Consider the following 18,272-nt stretch of genomic DNA (forward strand, 5'->3'; position numbering starts at 1 on the left):
CATGAGCGATTTAGACCCGCACAACGTGACGCAGTTCGCAAAGGACCAGGACAAAGGCACCGCGAAGAATCTGAGAGAACAGATTGGCGATGCCGGAGCGGAGATGAAGCAGCGCGCCGGTGATGCTTTCCAGGCAACGGCCGATCTTGCGCGAGACAAATTCGGTGAAGCCGCGGATGCAGCAAAGGGGGTCGCCGAAGGAACCGTGGACCAGATCCAGAGCCAGGCGCGCGAGCAGCAGCGGTCGGGCGCCGACTTCGTCGCGCGCCTGGGAGGCAACATCCGCGAAGCCGGCAGAGCTTTTGAGACCGACGTACCATTCGCCGCACGTGGCATCGATTCCGCCGCCGACTATGTCGAGAACGCCGCGCAGAAGATCCGGGAGGGGAGCTTCCGAGATCTCGTCGAAGGCGCAACCGATTTCGCCAAACGTCAGCCTGCGGCCTTTCTCGGGATATCGGTGCTGGCAGGCTTCGCTGCGGTCCGCTTCCTGAAGGCATCGGGCGGGCATCCGTCGTCCCCAGAGCGGCGCGACGCCACGGACAGATCGTCATCGGGAAGCGCCCAGCAGCCGGGCGGGACCTCGTTTTCGGCGGGAGAACAAACCCGGCCTCAGGAGACCGTGCGACCTGGCTCCAGCACGCAACAAACCTCATCCACACAGGGCAGCACAGTACCATGAGCATCGAGCGCGATATCAAAACCAGTCAAAGCGAGTTCAGTGCGATCTCGGCGCTGCTCGGCGATGCCATGTCGCAGTTCGCCAAGCTCTTCCAGAACGAGATAGACTTGGCAAAGGCGGAGGTTGGCGACAAACTTCAGAAGATCGGCGGCGGGCTAGGCTTGATCGTAGGTGGCGCCATTTTGGTGATCCCAGCGATCGTCATGGCACTGTTCGCCCTGTCCGCAGGATTAATCTCCGCGGGATGGTCTCAGCCGGTCTCTTATCTGACGTCGGCGGCCATCGCCGCGGCCATCGCCGCCGCGCTCGTCGCCGTCGGCATCAACCGGCTTGATGTCCGTCATCTGGCGCTCCGGGAAACGATCGGCCAGCTCGAAAGGGATAAGGACACCGTGAAGGGAATGGTGCGATGAGCAGCACAAAAACCAGTTTTATGGACAATTTGGTGACGGCCGCCCGTGAAAACCCGCTTGCAGCCGCGCTGATCGGAGGCGGAGCGCTCTGGCTGTTGGTCGGCGACCAGAAGCTGAAGACTGCGGCGCGTTCGACTGTGGAGGCCGTTGCACCCGTCGCCGACATGGGGACGAGTGGTCTCAGGTCGGCGGCATCCGCCGTCAAGCAGACCGTGGCGCCTCCGACCGCACCTGAAATGGACGACGATGGCTCGATCGGCATCGGAGAAACCTTTCGAGGCGCGACCGCTGCCGCTTCCGATGCGGTCTCCGGAGCCGCCGACAACGTCCGGGATCGTTTCGACGAGGGCGTCGCCTTTGCGCAGGAGAAATTCAGCAAGCTTGGCAATCCGTTTCCGGACAAGGAAGCCATAAGCAGCGCGAAATCGTCACTCACCGATATGCTTGAACGGCAGCCCCTCGTGCTTGGGGTCGTGGGCATCGCGATCGGTGCAGCGGTTGCGGGCGCGTTTCGCGCGTCCGAGACCGAGAACAAGTATATCGGCGAAGTCAGTGACGATGTGAAAGTTGACCTCAATCGGCGGGCCGGTGCGGTATCGCAGGCCCTGCGTGAAGCCTCGGACACGGTCGTCGCAGAAATCAGCGACACCAGCGCCGAAGTTGTGGACCGAGTTAGGCAAGCCGGCATGGACGCCGCGGCAGCTGCCCGTGCCAAGGTGAAGTCACCTTGATGAGACGAAGAGGGGACGCTGCCAGTCGACGGCGCGCCCCCTTTGCTTGAACTTGATCAGGCAGATGCTGCGCACGCAGGTCACTGCGGACAAAGCCCTGTCTTCTGCTCGTCAAATCGCGCGCCGTTGTCGTCCGGCGAAGAGGCCATACACAAAGAGCACGATAATCGCGCCGACCACGGCACCGATGAGTCCGGCGCCCTCTCCCGGACGGTACCACCCAAGGGCTTGGCCAAGGTAAGAGGCAACGAAGGCGCCGACGATTCCGAGGATAGTGGTCAGGATGAACCCGGAGGGTTCGTTGTCACCAGGCATGATGAATTTTGCGATTACCCCCGCGACAAAGCCGATAATGATGGTCCAAATAATGCTCATGTTCCACTCCTCCTGAATAAACAATGGCGCCAGCTGGAAGGCTACGAGGTGGGTAAACGCCCCTCGGGCGTGTATTTGTCGATCGCCTGGGGAAGCTCACGCGATAACCTTGCGAGGATCTCCTCCTGAGAAAGCCCAGTTTCCTTCTCAAGCTTGTCCAACACGTCGGGGCCGATTGCTTCCCGCAGCTGCGTCGGCAAGAGGTCCTTATTCGGCCCCGAGCTGACCCAAGACCGAGCCGCGTCCCCGTAGCCATTTTGGTTGAATTTCTCCAGTAGCTCGCCAATTCCTCCCTGGAGTAGACCTCCGACACCAGCACCGCTCAGCATGCCTGTGAGATTGCTGAGCAGGCCGCCCAGCGGCTGTTGAGCATTGGCGGGCTCGAGCGATCCAGATCCCGGGCCTTTGAGCAACTCCGCCAGCTTGTCTCGATTCTGATACCCGGCGATAGCGAGCAGCCCGAGCAGTGCGGTCATGGACGGCATTCCGCGGCTCATCTTGTAACTCCGTTATAAGGTTGCACAGGCCGAACTCGGAGGCTCCGGCTCTGTTCCTAGGCATAACGTCGCTGGTCGCTCGACAAACGCGAAGGATCGAAGCGCAACGTCGATTCAGGCCTAGGGCTTTGTGGCAGAAGCGTTTGACGGACGCCAAAATCTGGTCTGCGGACTTGGTCCATTTGAAGGGCTTCGGGTGTCTGTTGTGCAAATCGATGAAGGTACGGATGTCGGCCTCGAGTTGCCTGACGGAGGTGTGAACACCTCGCTGGATCTGCTTTCTGGTGAGCTCAGCGAACCAGCGCTCGACCTGATTGATCCATGACGCGGAAGTCGGCGTGAAGTGGACATGATAGTGCGGACGGCGCGCGAGCCACGCTTTGATCTTGGGTGTTTTGTGGGTGGCGTAGTTATCCATGACGATATGGACATCGATCCCTTCAGGGACTTGAGCGTCGATCTCTTTGAGGAACTTCAAGAACTCGATTGCCCGGTGGCGTTTGTAACATTTGCCGATGACGAATCCCGAGGCGACATCGAGCGCGGCAAACAGCGAGGTCGTACCATGCCGCACATAGCTGTGTGTGCGCCGTTCCGGTACGCCCGGCATCATCGGCAGGACCGGCTGCTCGCGATCCAGGGCCTGGATCTGGCTTTTCTCATCGATACTGAGGACAAGGGCTCGGTTCGGTGGGGACAGGTAAAGGCCGACGATGTCGCGTACCTTGTCGACGAACAGCGGATCGCTCGATAGCTTGAATGTCTGGCCACGGTGCGGCTGCAAGCCGAACGCCGCCCACATTCGGCGGATCGTGGTGTGGGAAAAGCCGGTTTCCGCAGCCATCGAGCGGATCGACCAATGCGTGGCATCGGCTGGCGTCGTCCGCAACGTCCGCTCGATCACCTCAGCAACCTGATCGTCGTTGATGGTTCGAGGGCGGCCAGGGCGTGCCTCGTCAAGCAGGCCATCACAGCGGTCCTTCAAAAATCGGCGACGCCACTTGCCAATGGTGTGTTCGTGCAGGCCGAGTTCGGCAGCCACAGACTTGCTTGGCAATCCATCCGCGCATCGCAGGATCGCGCGGCATCGCTCAGATAGCGATCGGGCAACGCGATGACGACGAACTTGCCTCTCTAGGTACGCGCGCTCCTGCGGACTCAGCACTAACGGCGCGATCGGCCGGCCTCGCACAACTCCATTCGCCACAAGCGCTCTCCTCTATAGAGATTCGAGCTATCAACTAATGTGACGAACTTGCGTTCCAGATGACTAGCGCCATTCCGGCCTAAGTTCCTAAATCTTACGTTTGACCGTTCGACGCGCCGATTGCTAACGAGCGGCTCTTTTCTCCGGGTCGTCGCGGCGCTGCGCCATCTCTGTGTTTCGGTCGAGCTGCGCACGCTCGCTGCGGCGCAACCTTCCCGTCTTCATGACGCCATAGAGAATTGTGCCACCCAAGATGAAGGCGCCGATAAACATCATCCAGAGCGCCGTCACTGAGGTATCGCCGAGTAGCATTCCCACGCCACTGTTTCCCATTTTCGCTCTCGCTGTTTGTCTTGAGAATCAACCCGCATCGGAGCGGAGGTTCCCTGTGGAGCTCGGCTCAGCAAGCCTTCCCCCTCGAAATCCCATCTCTTTTTGGAGCCCCCAAAGGTACGTTGGCGATCGGCAAGCCGTTTTCGGTCGACCAGTTGAGGGCTAAATTGCGGACGCTGTTGCCGCTCCCGTAGGAGCGCAGCCATCCAGTCCTGCCGACGGAAGCAAGCAATTCCGGTGCGCTTTGGCGATTGGTGGCGCGCTTACTTAGGCACAATTCATGAGGCCCGATGTTAGAAACGAATGGAGGACCACCCGACCGAACACACTGACGGCGATGTGCTGGACAAACTCCGGCGCCACATCCGCATTTTGGTCGATATCGGTCGTCTTTCGGTCGAAGACGCCGGAACAGAGCGCTTCTTGGACCAAGCCGTGCTGCAAATTGCCCGAGCCGTGGAAATCGACCATGTTAAGGTGCTTCAATATCGTCCAGACACGTCCGATCTTCTGTTGATTGCGGGAGTTGGCTGGAAGGAGAGCGCCGTCCGCACCGCCACGCTGTCGGCCGACCTCCGCTCGCCGCCTGGCCGCGCCTTTCAAACGGCCGAGCCTGTCAGCATCAGAGATTTCGCCGAGCAGAAGGAATTTGTTCGTTCCGAGTTCTTGGCGGAGCACGGCATTGTGGCTGTCAGCAACGTCCCGATCCTCATCGGCGGTGCCGCATGGGGCGTGCTGGAGGTGGACAGTACGAAGCCGAGAGACTTCTCGCAGGATACGACCGAGTTTCTGACCGCCGCCGCCGCGCTGATAGGTGCTGTACTGCGTCGCGATGCGCGACCGGACGAACATGCAAGCCTTATGGCTGCGGTCGCCGAAGTTAAAAAGGGGCAGATCTTGCTTCGGGAGATGCAACATCGGGTCAAGAACAATTTTCAACTCGTCCTGTCCTCGATTTCCATCCAGAAGCGCCGCTATCTTGGCTCGGAATCACACCGCGCTCTAGACCACGTGGCCAGCCGCATCAACGCCATCTCGCTCGCACATGATCAGCTTGCCCCTCGCCAAGAAGGGCAGATCGTCAGACTTTCCCATTACATCCGGGCTCTTTGCAGCGCGATCCGCAATCAGGTGGATGAGGTTGAAGTAGACGTCGAGTGCGACGAACTCGAGTTGGCGATCGACCGCGCCCTCCCGGTTGGCCTCATTTTGAATGAGACTGCGATGAACAGCATCAAACATGCGTTCGGTGCAGAGGGAGGCAGGATCAGCGTAAGTTTGGTGGGAGGCGTCGGCTACGGCGAGGCCCGATTGACAGTGACCGACAACGGTCGCGGCATTCAACATCCAAACGAAAACGGATCGGGCCTTAAGCTGATGACCTCTTTGGCGAGACAAATTGGCGGTACCGTCGATCAGACCAGCAGCGACGCGGGTACAACAACAACGCTTACATTCCCTTTGATAACGTAAAGTGGGACCTGCTGAGGTAGGCACGGGATAGGCTGCGCCTCAGCTATCGCGGGCGGGGTCGGCCGATGGTACACCTGCGGACCACAAGCAAAGCCCCACACGTCGCCGAGGTGGGGTAGTCCGGTTGTGGCCCTTCGCGGACCTTCGCTCGGAGAGCGGAAATGTCTGCTTCCGGGGGATGAGCCCACCAAGGTGAAGCAGCCTGCCAAGGGCAGCTTGTGACCCTGGCTGTGTGAAAACGCCGTGCCGCTGTATGATTCTCCCCGTGATTCTCCGGGGGGAATTGATGAGGCGCTTCATTGAAGGGGCGGATCGTGGGCAGTGGACGCTATTGCCCGAATGCCTCGATGATTTCATAGACGAGAGCAACCCTCCCAAAAGTAGCCGCCGAGATGGCACTCTCGGTCCTGGCCTATAATCTGACGCGGGTCATGAACATCGTTGGGAGCAAGCAATTGATGGCCGCGATCGGCGCTTGAGACAGGGCGCAGTCCCTAGCTCCGGACCGACGTCCATTGAAGCCGTTTTTACACGACCAAGACCCTAAGCGGACATCAATGACCGCTCGCCGATGCCGTCTTTGACGCAAAGCGGACATTCGGCACCATTCTAAGCCGCAACGAGGGCGGTTTCAGCCAATACGCTGGCGCTAAGGGTGCCGCCGGCCGAGCTTACTTGCGGAGCGTCTCAGCATCTCCCGCCCGTGCCCCGCCGTCACGCGCGCGCGATATTCGCCCGGTGACTCACCGAACCAGCAATGGGTGGCGCGGAAAAACGTGCTCTGGTCGGAATAGCCTACCAAGTAAGCGATCTCCGAAGAGACTCGTCCGGCTCAAGTGAACGAGACCCACAAGCGCGTCATCTTCGAGTATCAGGACTGGTACGCCCGCGACTTCCGGTGCGTGCCGGCGGGGCAAGAGGTGTGGGGTAAACTGCGCGACCTTCGTGTTCACCGCTGGCGGGCCATCCCGCTGATTCGTCCAGCCCGGGCCGGGACACGCCCAAACAAAGCAGCCGTACCCGGCAAATCCGTGGCTGCGGACGACTTTTCCAAATTTTGGACGAGGGTTTTGGTAGGCTCCGCAGCCGCTGTGCAATGCATAACATATTGAAATAGCTAAAAAGGCGCTTTCCGGGCGCTGTGTGGCTAGTGCGTTGCGGTTGCTGAAATAATCATTGCTGTTGGATAAAGCGTCAAAGAGGATTTTCCAAACTGCAAACCCGACCGGGGTCGTCGTGGTGCGTTATTAGCGGTTGACGGCTGGGAAATGGTCCTACGGTACGAGCCGGGGATCTCCCGGAGGCTCACTTTCGGAGACGGGCATGGCTAAAGCCACGCAAAAGCATGAACCGACCCTGGCGAGGTTCGCGGTAGGCTTGGGCGGACTCCTATCTCAGTCGGAGACGGTTGTTGGAGCCTTTGGCCGGGACAGGGGGTTTATCCTCATGCTGGTAGCTGTGCTGGCCGGCGTGCTCGTACCTCTGGGTACGGTACTCCTGATTGCCCACGGCATTGCCCGACATCTCGGTTGAGTAGTGGGGATAGTGGGTGACGCTCCTACCTGTCCGATCCGGTTTTGATAAATTGCTTTCGTAGTGATTTGCCGCAGCCTCTAAGGTCAGATGATGAAACCTCGGGAAGTCCGCCTGCGTGAATTTCTCAGCAACTCGAATCTAGCCAACCCGAAAAGTCCGCCATGGGTTCATAGCACGCCATCCAGCAAGCTCATCAAAATCATCCAGGACGAGACGCTTCTTGCGATGAGGTGCGATGTCTTCAAGGGCGAAAAGCTTTGCTACCTGTTTGCCTGGCAGCTTCCGTCGGTGTTCGTCATGCGGTTTGCGACACCGCCACCGATCAAGCGTATCTATCCCTTCGACACCGGCGCCTTCGACCGCAACAGGATGCCCTCATATCTCACAGCCTTCGATATGCAGAATTTCGATCTTGGGTCGGATGATGCTTTGATCGGGAGGCTCATCTCTCTGTATTTCGACACCCCACGCAGGTACGTGGATCGCAAATCGGTCGACGAAGAGAGGATCAAGGACGAGCACGTTCTCGACATGAGCCATGCTGAAATCCTGGCTCTGGGAAAGTTGTATCGGGAGGGTTCGACCAGGAACTACGATGACCGCGCCGCAGCCATCGAGGTGCAAGTCGGCGAAGACATTCCTCTGCGCAAGGAAGACCTGCTCGGTGTCGTGATCCCGGAGGAGTATATGCGCACGGAGGGGGTGCGTGAGTCGTTGCTAAAGCTTACAAAGTACATCGAGACCTACCGGTTGCTGCCGCTGAGTCTCAGTCAGCACTACTCGTCGATCTACGATGCCGTTGAACGGATTTACAAGAGGGCCGGAGTGAACATTTGACCCCGGATGGGTTGAGGGTGACCGCTGCTCTTCGGCTTTCTCCAGCCGACTCTATCGGCGTGCCAATATTCGAGGCCGGAAACGCCATGTACGTTCCGGAAATGGACGCTGATTACAACATCAGCGCCTTCCTCCTGTATGAGAATGTGGACCACTACGATGTAACGCGTGATGTCCCGGACGCTTACAGAGACAGGGTGTTCAGCGTAGGAGATCCTGCGCCGATTATATTTTGGCACAAACAAACGCCCTATATCATCGAGGGAGATGCTGAGAAGGCCAGACTAAAGGTCATCTTTGGGCTAAGTGCGCTCACTCACCCAGTGCTTCGCGATTTGGGCGAGATGCTTGATGACGCACGTAGTGGCAAGGTTAAGGCCCAACAAGAGGAATGGTTCGCCCAGGAGATCGAGGCTTCCTATAATGACGTGTTCTTGGAGGAGCCAAGCAGGACCCGGTACTGGGTTTCCAGATATCGGGTGGCGTTGGAGAACGCGAGGAAGCTGACGCAGCCACCGCACCCGATCGACGTCCGCTTGAGGCGAGTCTCCTCTAGGTGGCTTGAGCTGTACGCGACCAAAGCCGAGTTCTCGATGCTGACATCGATCCTGGGGGAAGCGTCACAGGGGATTTATTCCCTTAAGCAGATCACAGACATCATGTTTGCGTACATGGCTCACCGGGTGGGGGCCGTCAACAGCATAGAAATCACCCGTTGGCTAGAAGATGATACTGTCCGGAGCCTCTTCGGTCGCGGCCTGTACGATATGTATCTGCTCGATGGGTGGCCACACGTCCCATTCGAATATATCAAGCCGGATTTCCTTGCCATTCTGAAAGAACGTTTGATCCAGGGGTGGGAGCGTGAGTCTTGGAAGGTGGCGCGGCTCGTTTCGGTGCTGATCCTCGGAAACAAGGAAGCTCCAAGAGAGATTGACGACCTGGCCATGGTCTACATCAAGGAGGTTCTTAAGGATTACGGAGCGGCTCTGTATCATGCGCAGAACAATTTCGGCCGCAATCCGACCTACAGCAACGAGCTTCCGCTCGAAGTTGCCAAGACCATCGTGGCCCGGCATGAGCAGGCGACCGACCTGAGTTGCATTATGCATGGAGATGATCGAACGAGGGGCAGGGTGCAGCTCAACAGGTTTGGGCTCGATGACGAGCGCGCCGAAATGTATCGGGAGTACATCGCTAACTTTCGGGGATATTAGGGAGTGCCCGGCGGCTGCGACGTGGTCTGATGCGGCGTCTCTCCTCCTGCTCTTCGTCGGAATAAAGCATCGTCGCCAGCGCCGCCTCTATGTCCCGCTGGAATCGACCTAACCCAAACCTCTCGCGAAAGTTCATACTGCGCCTGCCCCTCTCGGGGCGGCTCGGGTGTATATCTGAGGTCGAGGATTGCGGCGAGAGCCATGCGGTAGAGCGGCGATGCGTACATCACCATGGACTGCTTGCCGGGTGGCACGATCAGGCGTTCGGGCGTAAGTGGATTCCTGTCGCTGCTCGACCTGAGCGATGGGCATCCGGCGAGCTGGGACGAGCGTCGCGATAATAGCGGAGCAGGCGGGGTGCCTTGGGGGCGGAGGTGGCACACCGGTTGGCAGTGGTAGCGATACATCGCGGCCAAAGACGGAGTGGGTCTCGGGCTATACCCGCAAGGATGGTACTTATGTGCAGCCCTATGCACGGGCATCGCGATACGGAAGGCGGGTTTCCGGCGTAGCCCGCGGCGAATCTTGCGGGCTTAACAGTGGAAGGCCAAGGCTACTGATCTCGATACCTTTGTGTTGGCCGTGTGCAGGGCGACGGGTGTCATCGCTTCCAATCTATCGAGATAAGAGCGGCCAAACGGGCACGTTGTAGAGGCTGGTTGTTGAGCGCCGCGGCTCCGCCTGTGCGCTGACCAACGCTTGCCGGTGCAAGGCACCGCGGGGCACCGTCAAAGCATCTGCGCAGCTCCAAGCGCATTAGCCCGCCCTTAGCCAGCCCAGGGGAGAACAAACGGGTTCGCAAGCATTTACAGGCAGTTAGTGCTGGGCTACCCGTTAACGTTAAATTAACTATGCGCTTTGCGCCTCCCGCAGCGCTGCTATGGTGACCGCGGTCGCAAGCTTCGCCGCTTTTCTCCAGGTTCTCGGCGGGGCCTGTACACAGGCGTCAAACAGTTTGGTCACGGGCCGCGGGGAGGGGTGGGGATACACCTTAATCCCTGGGGGTACCGGAAGTCCGACACGGACAGGCAGGGCTTTCCCAGGGCCCTGCCTTTTCCTTTCTCAGGCACACTCTCTCGTGCCCCGGACGCAGCGCAGGCCGTTTCGTTTGCTCGCGAGGATATAGACGAAGAAGGCGGTTTGCATGGGCGTGAGGCAGATCGTTGCAGCTACCTAAAGTTGTACAATTCGAACCCGCCGCCAATCTGGGTCCCGGCTCGGCGGCGCGTCACTTCGTGCCGCACCTTGTCCGGGACACGAGATCGGTCCGGATCGCTAAGGCTCCGTGCCCCGGACGCAGGGCAGCGCCTTAGCGATGCACTGCTGAGCCGGGACCAAGTGCCTCGCTCGGTTCGAGACGAGCCCCTCGTTCACGATTTCCTTTTGTGCACTTGCGCGAGGCCGGCAAAGGCGACTATCTCCAAGCGTATCGCTCCGATTGCGCCTGAAAGCGAAGCCGCCTTGGATTCCCCGCAAGATTCGCACGATGCTCAGCCGGACGTACCGGCCCTTGTTGAGGCGGCTCCGCGCGAGCCGATCCTGACGCTGCCGTTCGCGCTGACCGCCTATATCGTCCTGCTGGCGCTGATCCATCTGCGGGTGCTGCTGCCGCCGGAACTGGAGAACTGGACCATCGACGTCTTCGGCTTCATCCCGAAGCGCTACGATTCCTCGCTGCTCAACCTGCAGATCCCGGGCGGCGCCGGCGCCAAGGTCTGGAGCTTCGTCACCTATTCGCTGCTGCACGCCAATCTGACCCATCTCGGCTTCAACGTGCTGTGGCTGCTGCCGTTCGGCAGCGCGCTGGCGCGGCGTTTTGGCGCGATCAGGTTCTTCCTCTTTCTCGCGGTGACGGCGGCGGCCGGCGCGCTCGCCCATCTCGTCACCCATGAGCATGCGGTGGCGCCGATGATCGGCGCTTCGGCCTCGGTGTCGGGCGCGATGGCGGCGGCGATCCGCTTTGCCTTCGTCCGCGGCAGCTTCCTGTCGTTCAGCCGTTCGGACGCCGATACCGCCGCAAAGGTTCCAGCCCTGCCGCTGTCGCGCGCGCTGCGCGACGGGCGGGTGGTCGGCTTCCTCGCGGTGTGGTTCGGCGTCAACATCATCTTCGGCGTCGGCGCGATCGGGGTCGATGCCGAGACCACGAGCGTCGCCTGGCAGGCGCATATCGGCGGCTTCTTCGCCGGCCTGTTGCTGTTCGCGCTGTTCGATCCGGTACCGCGCGTGCGAAGCGATGCTGCGGATGCGTCATCACAGGACGTTTCAGACCGTATTTGAAGCGGCGCTTGCGGCGCGGCCCGAATTCATCCATCATTCGCGTGAAGAATGTTCCGAAGCGACAAGCGGGTAGCGGCTTTGCTTCGTAAAGCGCCTGAGCGTGAAACCGGCGCTGAAACTGTTAGTTGAAGACTCGAGGAACAAGTCCCGACTGCCAAAAGGCGGACGGCTCCGATTCAGGGAGGCGACAATGACGGTACGTTCCATTCTCAACACCAAGGGCCACCAGATCATGAGCGTCGAGCCCGACGCCAAGCTGGCCGCCGCGATAAAGCTGCTCGGTGAGAAGAAGATCGGTGCGGTGCTGGTGATGAACCAGAGCCGGCTGGAAGGCATCCTGTCCGAGCGCGACATCGTGCGCGTGATCGGCGAGCGCGGCGCCGGCGCGCTGGACGAGCCGGTCTCCCAGGTCATGACCCGCAAGGTCGTGACCTGCAAGGAGACCGACACGGTCGCCGAGCTCATGGAGACGATGACGACAGGCAAGTTCCGCCATCTGCCGGTGATCGACAACGGCAAGGTGGTCGGCCTGATCTCGATCGGCGACATCGTCAAGCGCCGCGTCCAGGAATACGAGTCCGAGCAGGAAGCCCTGCGCGACTACATCAAGACGGCCTGACCGCCGTCACTCGCCGGCTTTGGGCGCCGCGCCCTCGGGCGGCGGCGCCAGCGCGTGGATCGCCTCCTGGATCGAGTCCAGCGCACGCTCGGCGGCGCGGGTGCCCAATGCGATGAGGTCGTCGGTGCGGTGGAAGTCGAACCAGCCGAACTGGCCGACCCGCGGCGTGATCAGCAGGTCCGGAGGATCGCCGGCGAGGCGGGCGCGGGTGATGCGGTCCTGCATGATGTTGAAGGCATCGACCATCACCGAGGAGAGGCCGGGCCGGTCCCCGCCGCCGAAGAACTCGCGCTTCACCGTCTTCTCAGGCGAGAAGAATCTCGGGAAGCGCCGTTTTGGCGTCGTCTCTTCGGCCGCAGGTGCGGCCGGTCCGGGTGCCGCGCCGTGCGAATAGACCGTCGTCGAATAGGTGAAGATGTCGCTGGAAAGATTTGCAGCGATGACGATTTCAGCGCCGAGCGCGCGGGCGGCGGAGACCGGCACCGGATTCACCAGCGCGCCGTCGACCAGCCAGCGATCGCCGATCAGCACGGGTGAGAAGATGCCGGGCAGGGCGTAGGAGGCGCGCATCGCGTCGACCACGCGGCCGCGTGTCAGCCAGATCTCGTGGCCGGTGCGAACCTCGGTCGCGACGGCGGCGAACTTGATCGGGAGGTCCTCGATCAAGGTCTGGCCGCACGCTGCCTCGAGCCGGGTCGCCAGCTTCTCGCCGCCGATCAGACCGGAGCCGTTGAGGCGGATGTCCAGATAACCAAGGATGTTGCGCATGCCTTGCAGACCGCGGCCCCATTCCTCCAGCGTATCGAGCTTGCCGGACGCGTAGAGGCCGCCGACCACGGCGCCAATCGAGGTGCCGACCACGACATCGGGCACGATACCGTTGGCGAGCAGGGTCCTGATGATGCCGATGTGGGCGAAGCCGCGCGCTGCGCCGCCGCCAAGGGCAAGGCCAATGACCGGCCGGCGGATGCTGCCGAGGCCGATCTTCTCGCTGTTCGAGCCATTCGCGCCGCGGCCCTTCAATCTGTCCAGCACCAAAACTCTCCTACGCGTGGCCAGCCGCACCACCAGACTAGGCATAGCACCTGCTCTGCGCCAGAACCGGGGCGAAGCATGGTTTATGCCGCTTTGGAAAGGGCACTGGGCAGGAGTATGGCGAGGGGCGGTTGCCTCCTGTCTAATCACGCAGGCGTCAACCAGGTTCCATCAAACCGTGGCGGGGCCGTATTTCCTGGGGTTTCAGAGGCTTGAATTTGCCGCGTTTTCGGTGAAAAGCAGGTGGCATGACTATCGGGGGTGACGGCATCATCGGATGGCGGCGCAGCGTATCGCTGCTGCCGGCGTTGATCCTTGCCGCGTGCCTCGTCATCCTGGGGCAAGGTGTTGCCCAGGCGCAGCTTTTCTCCGATCGGCCTCCGCCGGTGCCCCCTGCATCGGTGCCCGACCCCGGCGGCGCCGTCAGCCTGGCGCCGCCCTCCGGGCCGGGGGCGGCTCCCCCCAGCCTGCCGCCGACCCTGACCCAGCCGATTTCCCCCAGCATGCCGCCACCCGCGGTCACGACCGTGCCGCCGGCCGCGCCGCTCAATGCGGCGGCGCCGGGACAGGGTGTGCTATCGCTGACCGCGAAATACGGCAAGGACTCGGCCCCGATCACCAGCGGCCTGGTCTGGCGTGTCTTCGCCGACCGTCCCGACGAGAACGGCACGTTCAAGCTGATCCGGGAGGACCGCAACGCGACGCCCAACATCGTGCTGCCGCCCGGCAATTACGTCGTGCACGTCGCCTTCGGGCTCGTCAGCGCGGTGCGCACCGTCAGCCTGAAGGCCGAGACCGACCGCGAATCCTTCGTGCTGCCGGCAGGCGGCCTGCGCATCGAAGGCCGCGTCGGCACCAGCATCATCCCGCAGAACCAGATCTCGTTCGCGATCTACAAGGGCAGCCAGTTCGAATCCGGCGAGCGCGCCTCGCTGGTGCCGAACGTCGCCGCCGGCGACGTCGTGTTGATCCCGGAGGGCACCTACTACATCGTCTCAAACTATGGCGATGCCAACTCGGTGGTGCGCTCGGACATTCGCGTCCAGGCCGGCAAGCTCACCGACGTCACCATCACCCATCGCGCCGCAGTCATCACGCTCAAGCTCGTCAGCGACAGGGGCGGCGAGGCCCTCGCCAACACCGCCTGGTCGGTTCTGACCCCCGGCGGCGACGTCATCAAGGAATCGATTGGCGCCTTCCCGCGCGTCGTGCTCTCCGAAGGCGAATACCGCGCCATCGCCAAGAACGAGGGCAAGGTCTACGAGCGCGGCTTCAACGTCGTCAACGGCGTCGACGGCGAAGTGGAAGTCGTCGCGCGCTAATTAGCCCGACCGGTGCGGCTACTTCGCCTCTCCCCGCTTGCGGGGAGAGGCCGGAATGCGCGCTGGAAGCGCGGATTCCGGGTGAGGGGGCTCTCCGCGAGTCCAACTCTCACCGTGATTGCGGAGGCACCCCTCACCCCAACCCTCTCCCCGCAAGAGCGGGGCGAGGGAGCACACCGTCTGCGCGGCCCCTCACTTCCGATACCTCAACGCCTCCACCAGCACGGCAAACGCAGGCGTCGGCTGCCGCCGGCTCGGGTAATAAAGGTGATAGCCCGCGAACGGCGCGCACCAGTCGGCGAGCACGCGGATCAGCCGCCCGTCGGCGATCTCCCGCTTCACCAGATCTTCCGGGATATAGGCAAGACCAAGCCCCGCCAGCGCGGCATTCATCCTGAGCAGCCCTGTGTTGAACACGAGCTGGCCGTCGACCCGCACCTTCATGGCGTGGCCGCGCTTCTCGAACTCCCAGGCATAGAGCCCGCCATAGGTCGGCAGGCGGAGGTTGATGCAATTGTGCTCGGTCAGATCCTGCGGCTGCTTCGGCTTGCCGCGCGTGGCGAAATAGGCCGGCGCGCCCACCACCGCCATGCGCATCTCCGGCCCGATCCGCACCGCGATCATATCCTTGGCGACCTGCTCGCCGAGCCGCACGCCGGCGTCGTAACGCTCGGCGACGATGTCGGTGAGGCCGTAGTCGACGACGAGTTCGACCTTGATATCGGGGTAGCGCGGCAGCAGCTTGGCGAGCGCCGGCCACAGGATGGTCTGTGCCGAATGTTCGCCGGTGGTGACGCGCACGGTGCCGGCCGGCGTCTCGCGCAGCGCGGTCAGCGCTGACAGCTCTGCGTCGATCTCCGCAAAGCGCGGCCCGATATTGCGCAGCAGGCGCTCGCCGGCTTCCGTCGGTGCGACGCTGCGGGTGGTGCGGGTGAGCAGCCGCAGGCCGAGCCGCTCCTCCAGCGCGCGCACGGTGTGGCTGAGCGCGGATTGCGACACGCCGAGCTGGGCGGCCGCGCGGGTGAAGCTGCGCTCGCGGGCGACCGCGAGGAAGGCGAGGAGGTCGTTGACGTTGGTGCGGGCCATTCATGAATCCGGGTCATGAGTACATGCCGGTTTTATCACCTAATCGCAGGCTCGCGCGCGACCTAAATTCGCAGCCGAACGTGATTGCAAGGAGAGCTGCGATGCAGATGCGTAAACTGGGCAAGAGTGGTCTGGAGGTCTCGGCGCTTGGCCTCGGCTGCATGGGACTGAGCTATGGCTATGGTCCGGCGACGGAGACCTCGCAGGCGATCGCGCTGATCAGGACCGCCTTCGAGCGCGGCGTGACCTTCTTCGACACCGCCGAGGCTTACGGCCCCTTCGTCAACGAGGAGCTTTTGGGCGAGGCGCTGGCGCCAATCCGCGACAAGGTCGTGATCGCCACCAAGTTCGGCTTCAAGGGCGGCAAGGTCGAAGACGGGCTCGACAGCCGGCCCGCCAACGTCAAGGCGGTGGCGGAGGCCGCCTTGAAGCGGCTGAAGACCGACCGCATCGACCTGTTCTATCAGCACCGCGTCGATCCCGATGTGCCGGTCGAGGACACCGCGGGAGCGGTGAAGGACCTGATCCGCGACGGCAAGGTCCTGCATTTCGGCATGTCGGAGGCGGGCGCGCAGACCATCCGCCGCGCCCATGCGGTGCAGCCCGTGACCGCATTGCAAAGCGAATATTCGCTGTGGTGGCGCGAGCCGGAGCAGGAGATCCTGCCGACTCTGGAAGAGCTCGGCATCGGCTTCGTTCCCTTCAGCCCGCTCGGCAAGGGCTTCCTGACCGGCGCGATCACCGAGAGCACGACGTTCGACAAGAGCGACTTCCGCAACATCGTACCGCGCTTCTCATCCAGCGCACGAAAATCGAACCAGACGCTGGTCGATCTGCTCGGCGAGATCGCAACAGCGAAGAAAGTGACGCCGGCGCAGATCGCGCTCGCCTGGTTGCTGGCGCAGAAGCCGTGGATCGTGCCGATCCCCGGCACCACCAAGCTGCACCGGCTCGAGGAGAATGTCGGCGCGGCCGCGGTGACGCTGTCGGATGCGGATCTCGCTGCCATCGCGGCCGTGCTGGCCAAGGTGGCGGTGCAGGGCGATCGCTATCCTGCGCATCTCCAGGCGCGAGTCGGCCGCTGACATCGTGCATGAACGCCCGGTGAGCGTTCGCTTACCGGGCGTCCTCGTCCTGTGTTCTGATTTGAATACCTCTGTCAGCGCTATCAGGCGCCCGAGCGGCCGCAAAACACCGCAAACATCGGCTTATTCCACGGGCGTCGCGACTTCGTCACAGCCGGTGCAAGATACGCATTTCCGATAATCAATTTTATTCTCTTACCATCCTGCTGCGTTATATGTCGGGCATCCGTCTAATGGGGAGGCCGGAGCAGGCGTGTGCGCTTGCGAGACCGGCAGGAGCAGGGACCAAGCCCGTCGGTATGTTCGAAGTGATCCTCACCAGGCGTAAGCGGTTTGGCTGGCGATGGCAGGTGTGCGACCAGTCCGGCAAGATATTTGCCGACGGCTTCGAGCGCACCCGGCCGTCCGCCAAATATCATGGCGAGCGCGCATTGTTCTTCCTGTTGTCGCAGGCCTATTTGCGCAACCGCTCGGCCGCGTCCAGCGAGGACTAGCGCGACCGTCGTTCCGTGGCCCGGACACGCGCGCTCCATCCGGGCTACGAGCCCAACCTCAGACGTCAACGACCAGCTTGCCCTTCGCAGCACGATCCCTGATCAGTGCGTAGGCGTCGCCAACGCTCTCCAGCGTGAAGTGCCTTGCATCGAGCAGCGGCACGAGCTTGCCGGCCTCCACCAGGCGTGTTGCCTCGCGCATGATCTCCCCGTGATGCGCGCGACCTTCGCCTGTCAGCAGCGGCAGCAGTGTGAACACGCCGGAATAGGTGGCAGCGCGGAACGACAGCGGTGCCAGCGCATGCGTGCCCCAGCCGAGCGCGCTCACGACATGACCGAAGCGGCGCACGGCTGCGAAGGAGGCATCGAGCACCTTGCCGCCAACGGTGTCGTAGACGATGTCGAAGCCGCGCCCGCCGGTGTGCTGCGCAACGTAAGTCTCAACCGCGATGTCGCGGTCGATGAAGACGGCGCCAAAGCCTTCTATCGTGGCGCGCTGCGACGCTGAGCCCGTCGCGAACACGTTTGCTCCGAACGCATGCGCGATCTGGATCGCGACATGGCCGACGCCGCCCGCACCGCCATGGATCAACACCTTCTGGCCGGCCTTCAGCGAGGCGCGGTCGATCAGGCCTTCCCAGGCCGTGATGAAGATCAGGGGCAGGGCGGCCGCCTCGCGCATGCTGAGATTGGCGGGCTTGGTTGCCAGCAGATCGGCATCGACGCTCGCGAATTCGGCGAGCGATCCCGACACACCACCGACGCCTCCGGTCATGCCGTAGACCTCGTCGCCCGGCTTGAATCGCGTGACGTCGCGCCCGGTGCGTTCGATCACGCCGGCGAGATCAAGGCCGAGAATAGCAGGCATTGGATGGCGCGCATGCGCCGCGGAGCCTGCATGGATCTTGGTGTCGAGCGGATTGATCCCGCTCGCGCACACCCGGACCAGCACCTGATTGGTGCCAAGCTCCGGCGTGGAAATCTGTGAGACGCGCGGCGGTGCGTTGTACGCCTCCAGGACGCTTGCGCGCATGGTCGAGTGTCCGGTCATGA

General features: G+C 62.1%; 19 protein-coding genes and 1 pseudogene. 12 read left to right on the forward strand and 8 right to left on the reverse strand.

What is annotated here, in order from left to right:
• The first annotated feature begins 1 nt into the window (after window position 1).
• From ACFLEY_RS16635 to ACFLEY_RS16645, 3 genes are read left to right on the forward strand one after another with little or no spacing between them, the layout of a single operon-like run.
• Window positions 2-682: a hypothetical protein gene (locus ACFLEY_RS16635; protein ID WP_082755221.1), complete on the forward strand. Its 681-nt coding sequence runs from the start codon at window positions 2-4 to the stop codon at window positions 680-682.
• Window positions 679-1,095: a phage holin family protein gene (locus ACFLEY_RS16640; RefSeq protein WP_060908049.1), complete on the forward strand. Its 417-nt coding sequence runs from the start codon at window positions 679-681 to the stop codon at window positions 1,093-1,095. Before ACFLEY_RS16635 ends, ACFLEY_RS16640 begins: the two co-directional genes overlap by 4 nt.
• Window positions 1,092-1,826, forward strand: a complete 735-nt coding sequence (locus ACFLEY_RS16645; protein WP_060908048.1) for a hypothetical protein — start codon at window positions 1,092-1,094, stop codon at window positions 1,824-1,826. Before ACFLEY_RS16640 ends, ACFLEY_RS16645 begins: the two co-directional genes overlap by 4 nt.
• 111 nt (window positions 1,827-1,937) lie before the next feature.
• On the opposite strand, the gene ACFLEY_RS16650 is transcribed toward ACFLEY_RS16645, so the two are convergent.
• From ACFLEY_RS16650 to ACFLEY_RS16665, 4 genes and pseudogenes are all read right to left on the reverse strand, one after another.
• A complete protein-coding gene (locus ACFLEY_RS16650) occupies window positions 1,938-2,201 on the reverse strand; it encodes a GlsB/YeaQ/YmgE family stress response membrane protein (protein ID WP_060912595.1) in 264 nt (87 codons plus the stop codon).
• 41 nt (window positions 2,202-2,242) lie between these two features.
• The gene (locus ACFLEY_RS16655; RefSeq protein ID WP_025576412.1) at window positions 2,243-2,698 is read right to left on the reverse strand and encodes a YidB family protein; all 456 of its coding nucleotides are present in this window, start codon (window positions 2,696-2,698) and stop codon (window positions 2,243-2,245) included.
• Between the two features lie 124 nt (window positions 2,699-2,822).
• A pseudogene (locus tag ACFLEY_RS16660) lies at window positions 2,823-3,905 on the reverse strand (IS630 family transposase); the annotation flags it as partial.
• Window positions 3,906-4,028: 123 nt separating this feature from the next.
• Window positions 4,029-4,238, reverse strand: coding sequence for a hypothetical protein (locus ACFLEY_RS16665; protein ID WP_014494388.1), 210 nt, complete (start codon window positions 4,236-4,238; stop codon window positions 4,029-4,031).
• Window positions 4,239-4,541: 303 nt separating this feature from the next.
• Between ACFLEY_RS16665 and ACFLEY_RS16670 the strand changes: the two genes are divergently transcribed.
• A complete protein-coding gene (locus tag ACFLEY_RS16670) occupies window positions 4,542-5,711 on the forward strand; it encodes a sensor histidine kinase (RefSeq protein ID WP_060908045.1) in 1,170 nt (389 codons plus the stop codon).
• Window positions 5,712-6,360: 649 nt separating this feature from the next.
• On the opposite strand, the gene ACFLEY_RS16675 is transcribed toward ACFLEY_RS16670, so the two are convergent.
• Window positions 6,361-6,513, reverse strand: coding sequence for a hypothetical protein (locus ACFLEY_RS16675; protein ID WP_396604697.1), 153 nt, complete (start codon window positions 6,511-6,513; stop codon window positions 6,361-6,363).
• Window positions 6,514-7,034: 521 nt separating this feature from the next.
• Between ACFLEY_RS16675 and ACFLEY_RS16680 the strand changes: the two genes are divergently transcribed.
• The 5 genes from ACFLEY_RS16680 (at window position 7,035) to ACFLEY_RS16700 (ending at window position 12,197) form a co-directional block, all read left to right on the forward strand.
• A complete protein-coding gene (locus ACFLEY_RS16680) occupies window positions 7,035-7,244 on the forward strand; it encodes a hypothetical protein (protein WP_060908044.1) in 210 nt (69 codons plus the stop codon).
• A gap of 90 nt (window positions 7,245-7,334) precedes the next feature.
• A complete protein-coding gene (locus ACFLEY_RS16685) occupies window positions 7,335-8,084 on the forward strand; it encodes a hypothetical protein (protein WP_211434510.1) in 750 nt (249 codons plus the stop codon).
• Between the two features lie 17 nt (window positions 8,085-8,101).
• A complete protein-coding gene (locus ACFLEY_RS16690; RefSeq protein ID WP_396604698.1) occupies window positions 8,102-9,301 on the forward strand; it encodes a hypothetical protein in 1,200 nt (399 codons plus the stop codon).
• A gap of 1,461 nt (window positions 9,302-10,762) precedes the next feature.
• Window positions 10,763-11,578, forward strand: coding sequence for a rhomboid family intramembrane serine protease (locus ACFLEY_RS16695; protein WP_060908042.1), 816 nt, complete (start codon window positions 10,763-10,765; stop codon window positions 11,576-11,578).
• 190 nt (window positions 11,579-11,768) lie between these two features.
• Entirely contained in the window at window positions 11,769-12,197 is a 429-nt protein-coding gene (locus ACFLEY_RS16700; RefSeq protein ID WP_011088299.1) for a CBS domain-containing protein, read from the forward strand.
• Window positions 12,198-12,203: 6 nt separating this feature from the next.
• Here the strand turns inward: ACFLEY_RS16700 and ACFLEY_RS16705 are convergent, their stop codons facing one another.
• Window positions 12,204-13,232 carry a patatin-like phospholipase family protein gene (locus ACFLEY_RS16705; protein ID WP_028175852.1) on the reverse strand — a complete coding sequence of 343 codons (1,029 nt, stop codon included), beginning with the start codon at window positions 13,230-13,232 and terminating at the stop codon, window positions 12,204-12,206.
• Window positions 13,233-13,480: 248 nt separating this feature from the next.
• Between ACFLEY_RS16705 and ACFLEY_RS16710 the strand changes: the two genes are divergently transcribed.
• A complete protein-coding gene (locus ACFLEY_RS16710) occupies window positions 13,481-14,554 on the forward strand; it encodes a hypothetical protein (protein WP_211433592.1) in 1,074 nt (357 codons plus the stop codon).
• A 192-nt stretch (window positions 14,555-14,746) separates the two neighbouring features.
• Here the strand turns inward: ACFLEY_RS16710 and ACFLEY_RS16715 are convergent, their stop codons facing one another.
• Window positions 14,747-15,640 carry a LysR family transcriptional regulator gene (locus ACFLEY_RS16715; RefSeq protein ID WP_060908041.1) on the reverse strand — a complete coding sequence of 298 codons (894 nt, stop codon included), beginning with the start codon at window positions 15,638-15,640 and terminating at the stop codon, window positions 14,747-14,749.
• A gap of 101 nt (window positions 15,641-15,741) precedes the next feature.
• On the opposite strand from ACFLEY_RS16715, the gene ACFLEY_RS16720 reads away from it, so the two are divergent.
• Complete coding sequence (locus tag ACFLEY_RS16720) at window positions 15,742-16,725, forward strand: aldo/keto reductase (RefSeq protein ID WP_028175855.1); 984 nt, start codon at window positions 15,742-15,744, stop codon at window positions 16,723-16,725.
• Window positions 16,726-17,024: 299 nt separating this feature from the next.
• Window positions 17,025-17,219: a hypothetical protein gene (locus ACFLEY_RS16725; protein WP_018322145.1), complete on the forward strand. Its 195-nt coding sequence runs from the start codon at window positions 17,025-17,027 to the stop codon at window positions 17,217-17,219.
• A gap of 58 nt (window positions 17,220-17,277) precedes the next feature.
• On the opposite strand, the gene ACFLEY_RS16730 is transcribed toward ACFLEY_RS16725, so the two are convergent.
• Window positions 17,278-18,270, reverse strand: a complete 993-nt coding sequence (locus ACFLEY_RS16730; RefSeq protein WP_306421875.1) for a zinc-dependent alcohol dehydrogenase family protein — start codon at window positions 18,268-18,270, stop codon at window positions 17,278-17,280.
• Window positions 18,271-18,272: the final 2 nt, after the last annotated feature.

The sequence above is a fragment of the Bradyrhizobium sp. YCK136 genome (assembly GCF_044570075.1).
Taxonomy (GTDB): domain Bacteria; phylum Pseudomonadota; class Alphaproteobacteria; order Rhizobiales; family Xanthobacteraceae; genus Bradyrhizobium; species Bradyrhizobium diazoefficiens.

Coding starts and splice junctions, on each gene's coding strand:
- ACFLEY_RS16635 (WP_082755221.1), top strand. CDS start 2: ATGAGCGATTTAGACCCGCACAACGTGACGCAGTTCGCAAAGGACCAG.
- ACFLEY_RS16665 (WP_014494388.1), bottom strand. CDS start 4,238: ATGGGAAACAGTGGCGTGGGAATGCTACTCGGCGATACCTCAGTGACG.
- ACFLEY_RS16730 (WP_306421875.1), bottom strand. CDS start 18,270: ATGACCGGACACTCGACCATGCGCGCAAGCGTCCTGGAGGCGTACAAC.
- ACFLEY_RS16670 (WP_060908045.1), top strand. CDS start 4,542: ATGGAGGACCACCCGACCGAACACACTGACGGCGATGTGCTGGACAAA.
- ACFLEY_RS16700 (WP_011088299.1), top strand. CDS start 11,769: ATGACGGTACGTTCCATTCTCAACACCAAGGGCCACCAGATCATGAGC.
- ACFLEY_RS16650 (WP_060912595.1), bottom strand. CDS start 2,201: ATGAGCATTATTTGGACCATCATTATCGGCTTTGTCGCGGGGGTAATC.
- ACFLEY_RS16715 (WP_060908041.1), bottom strand. CDS start 15,640: ATGGCCCGCACCAACGTCAACGACCTCCTCGCCTTCCTCGCGGTCGCC.
- ACFLEY_RS16645 (WP_060908048.1), top strand. CDS start 1,092: ATGAGCAGCACAAAAACCAGTTTTATGGACAATTTGGTGACGGCCGCC.
- ACFLEY_RS16640 (WP_060908049.1), top strand. CDS start 679: ATGAGCATCGAGCGCGATATCAAAACCAGTCAAAGCGAGTTCAGTGCG.
- ACFLEY_RS16710 (WP_211433592.1), top strand. CDS start 13,481: ATGACTATCGGGGGTGACGGCATCATCGGATGGCGGCGCAGCGTATCG.
- ACFLEY_RS16685 (WP_211434510.1), top strand. CDS start 7,335: ATGATGAAACCTCGGGAAGTCCGCCTGCGTGAATTTCTCAGCAACTCG.
- ACFLEY_RS16655 (WP_025576412.1), bottom strand. CDS start 2,698: ATGAGCCGCGGAATGCCGTCCATGACCGCACTGCTCGGGCTGCTCGCT.
- ACFLEY_RS16725 (WP_018322145.1), top strand. CDS start 17,025: ATGTTCGAAGTGATCCTCACCAGGCGTAAGCGGTTTGGCTGGCGATGG.
- ACFLEY_RS16720 (WP_028175855.1), top strand. CDS start 15,742: ATGCAGATGCGTAAACTGGGCAAGAGTGGTCTGGAGGTCTCGGCGCTT.
- ACFLEY_RS16680 (WP_060908044.1), top strand. CDS start 7,035: ATGGCTAAAGCCACGCAAAAGCATGAACCGACCCTGGCGAGGTTCGCG.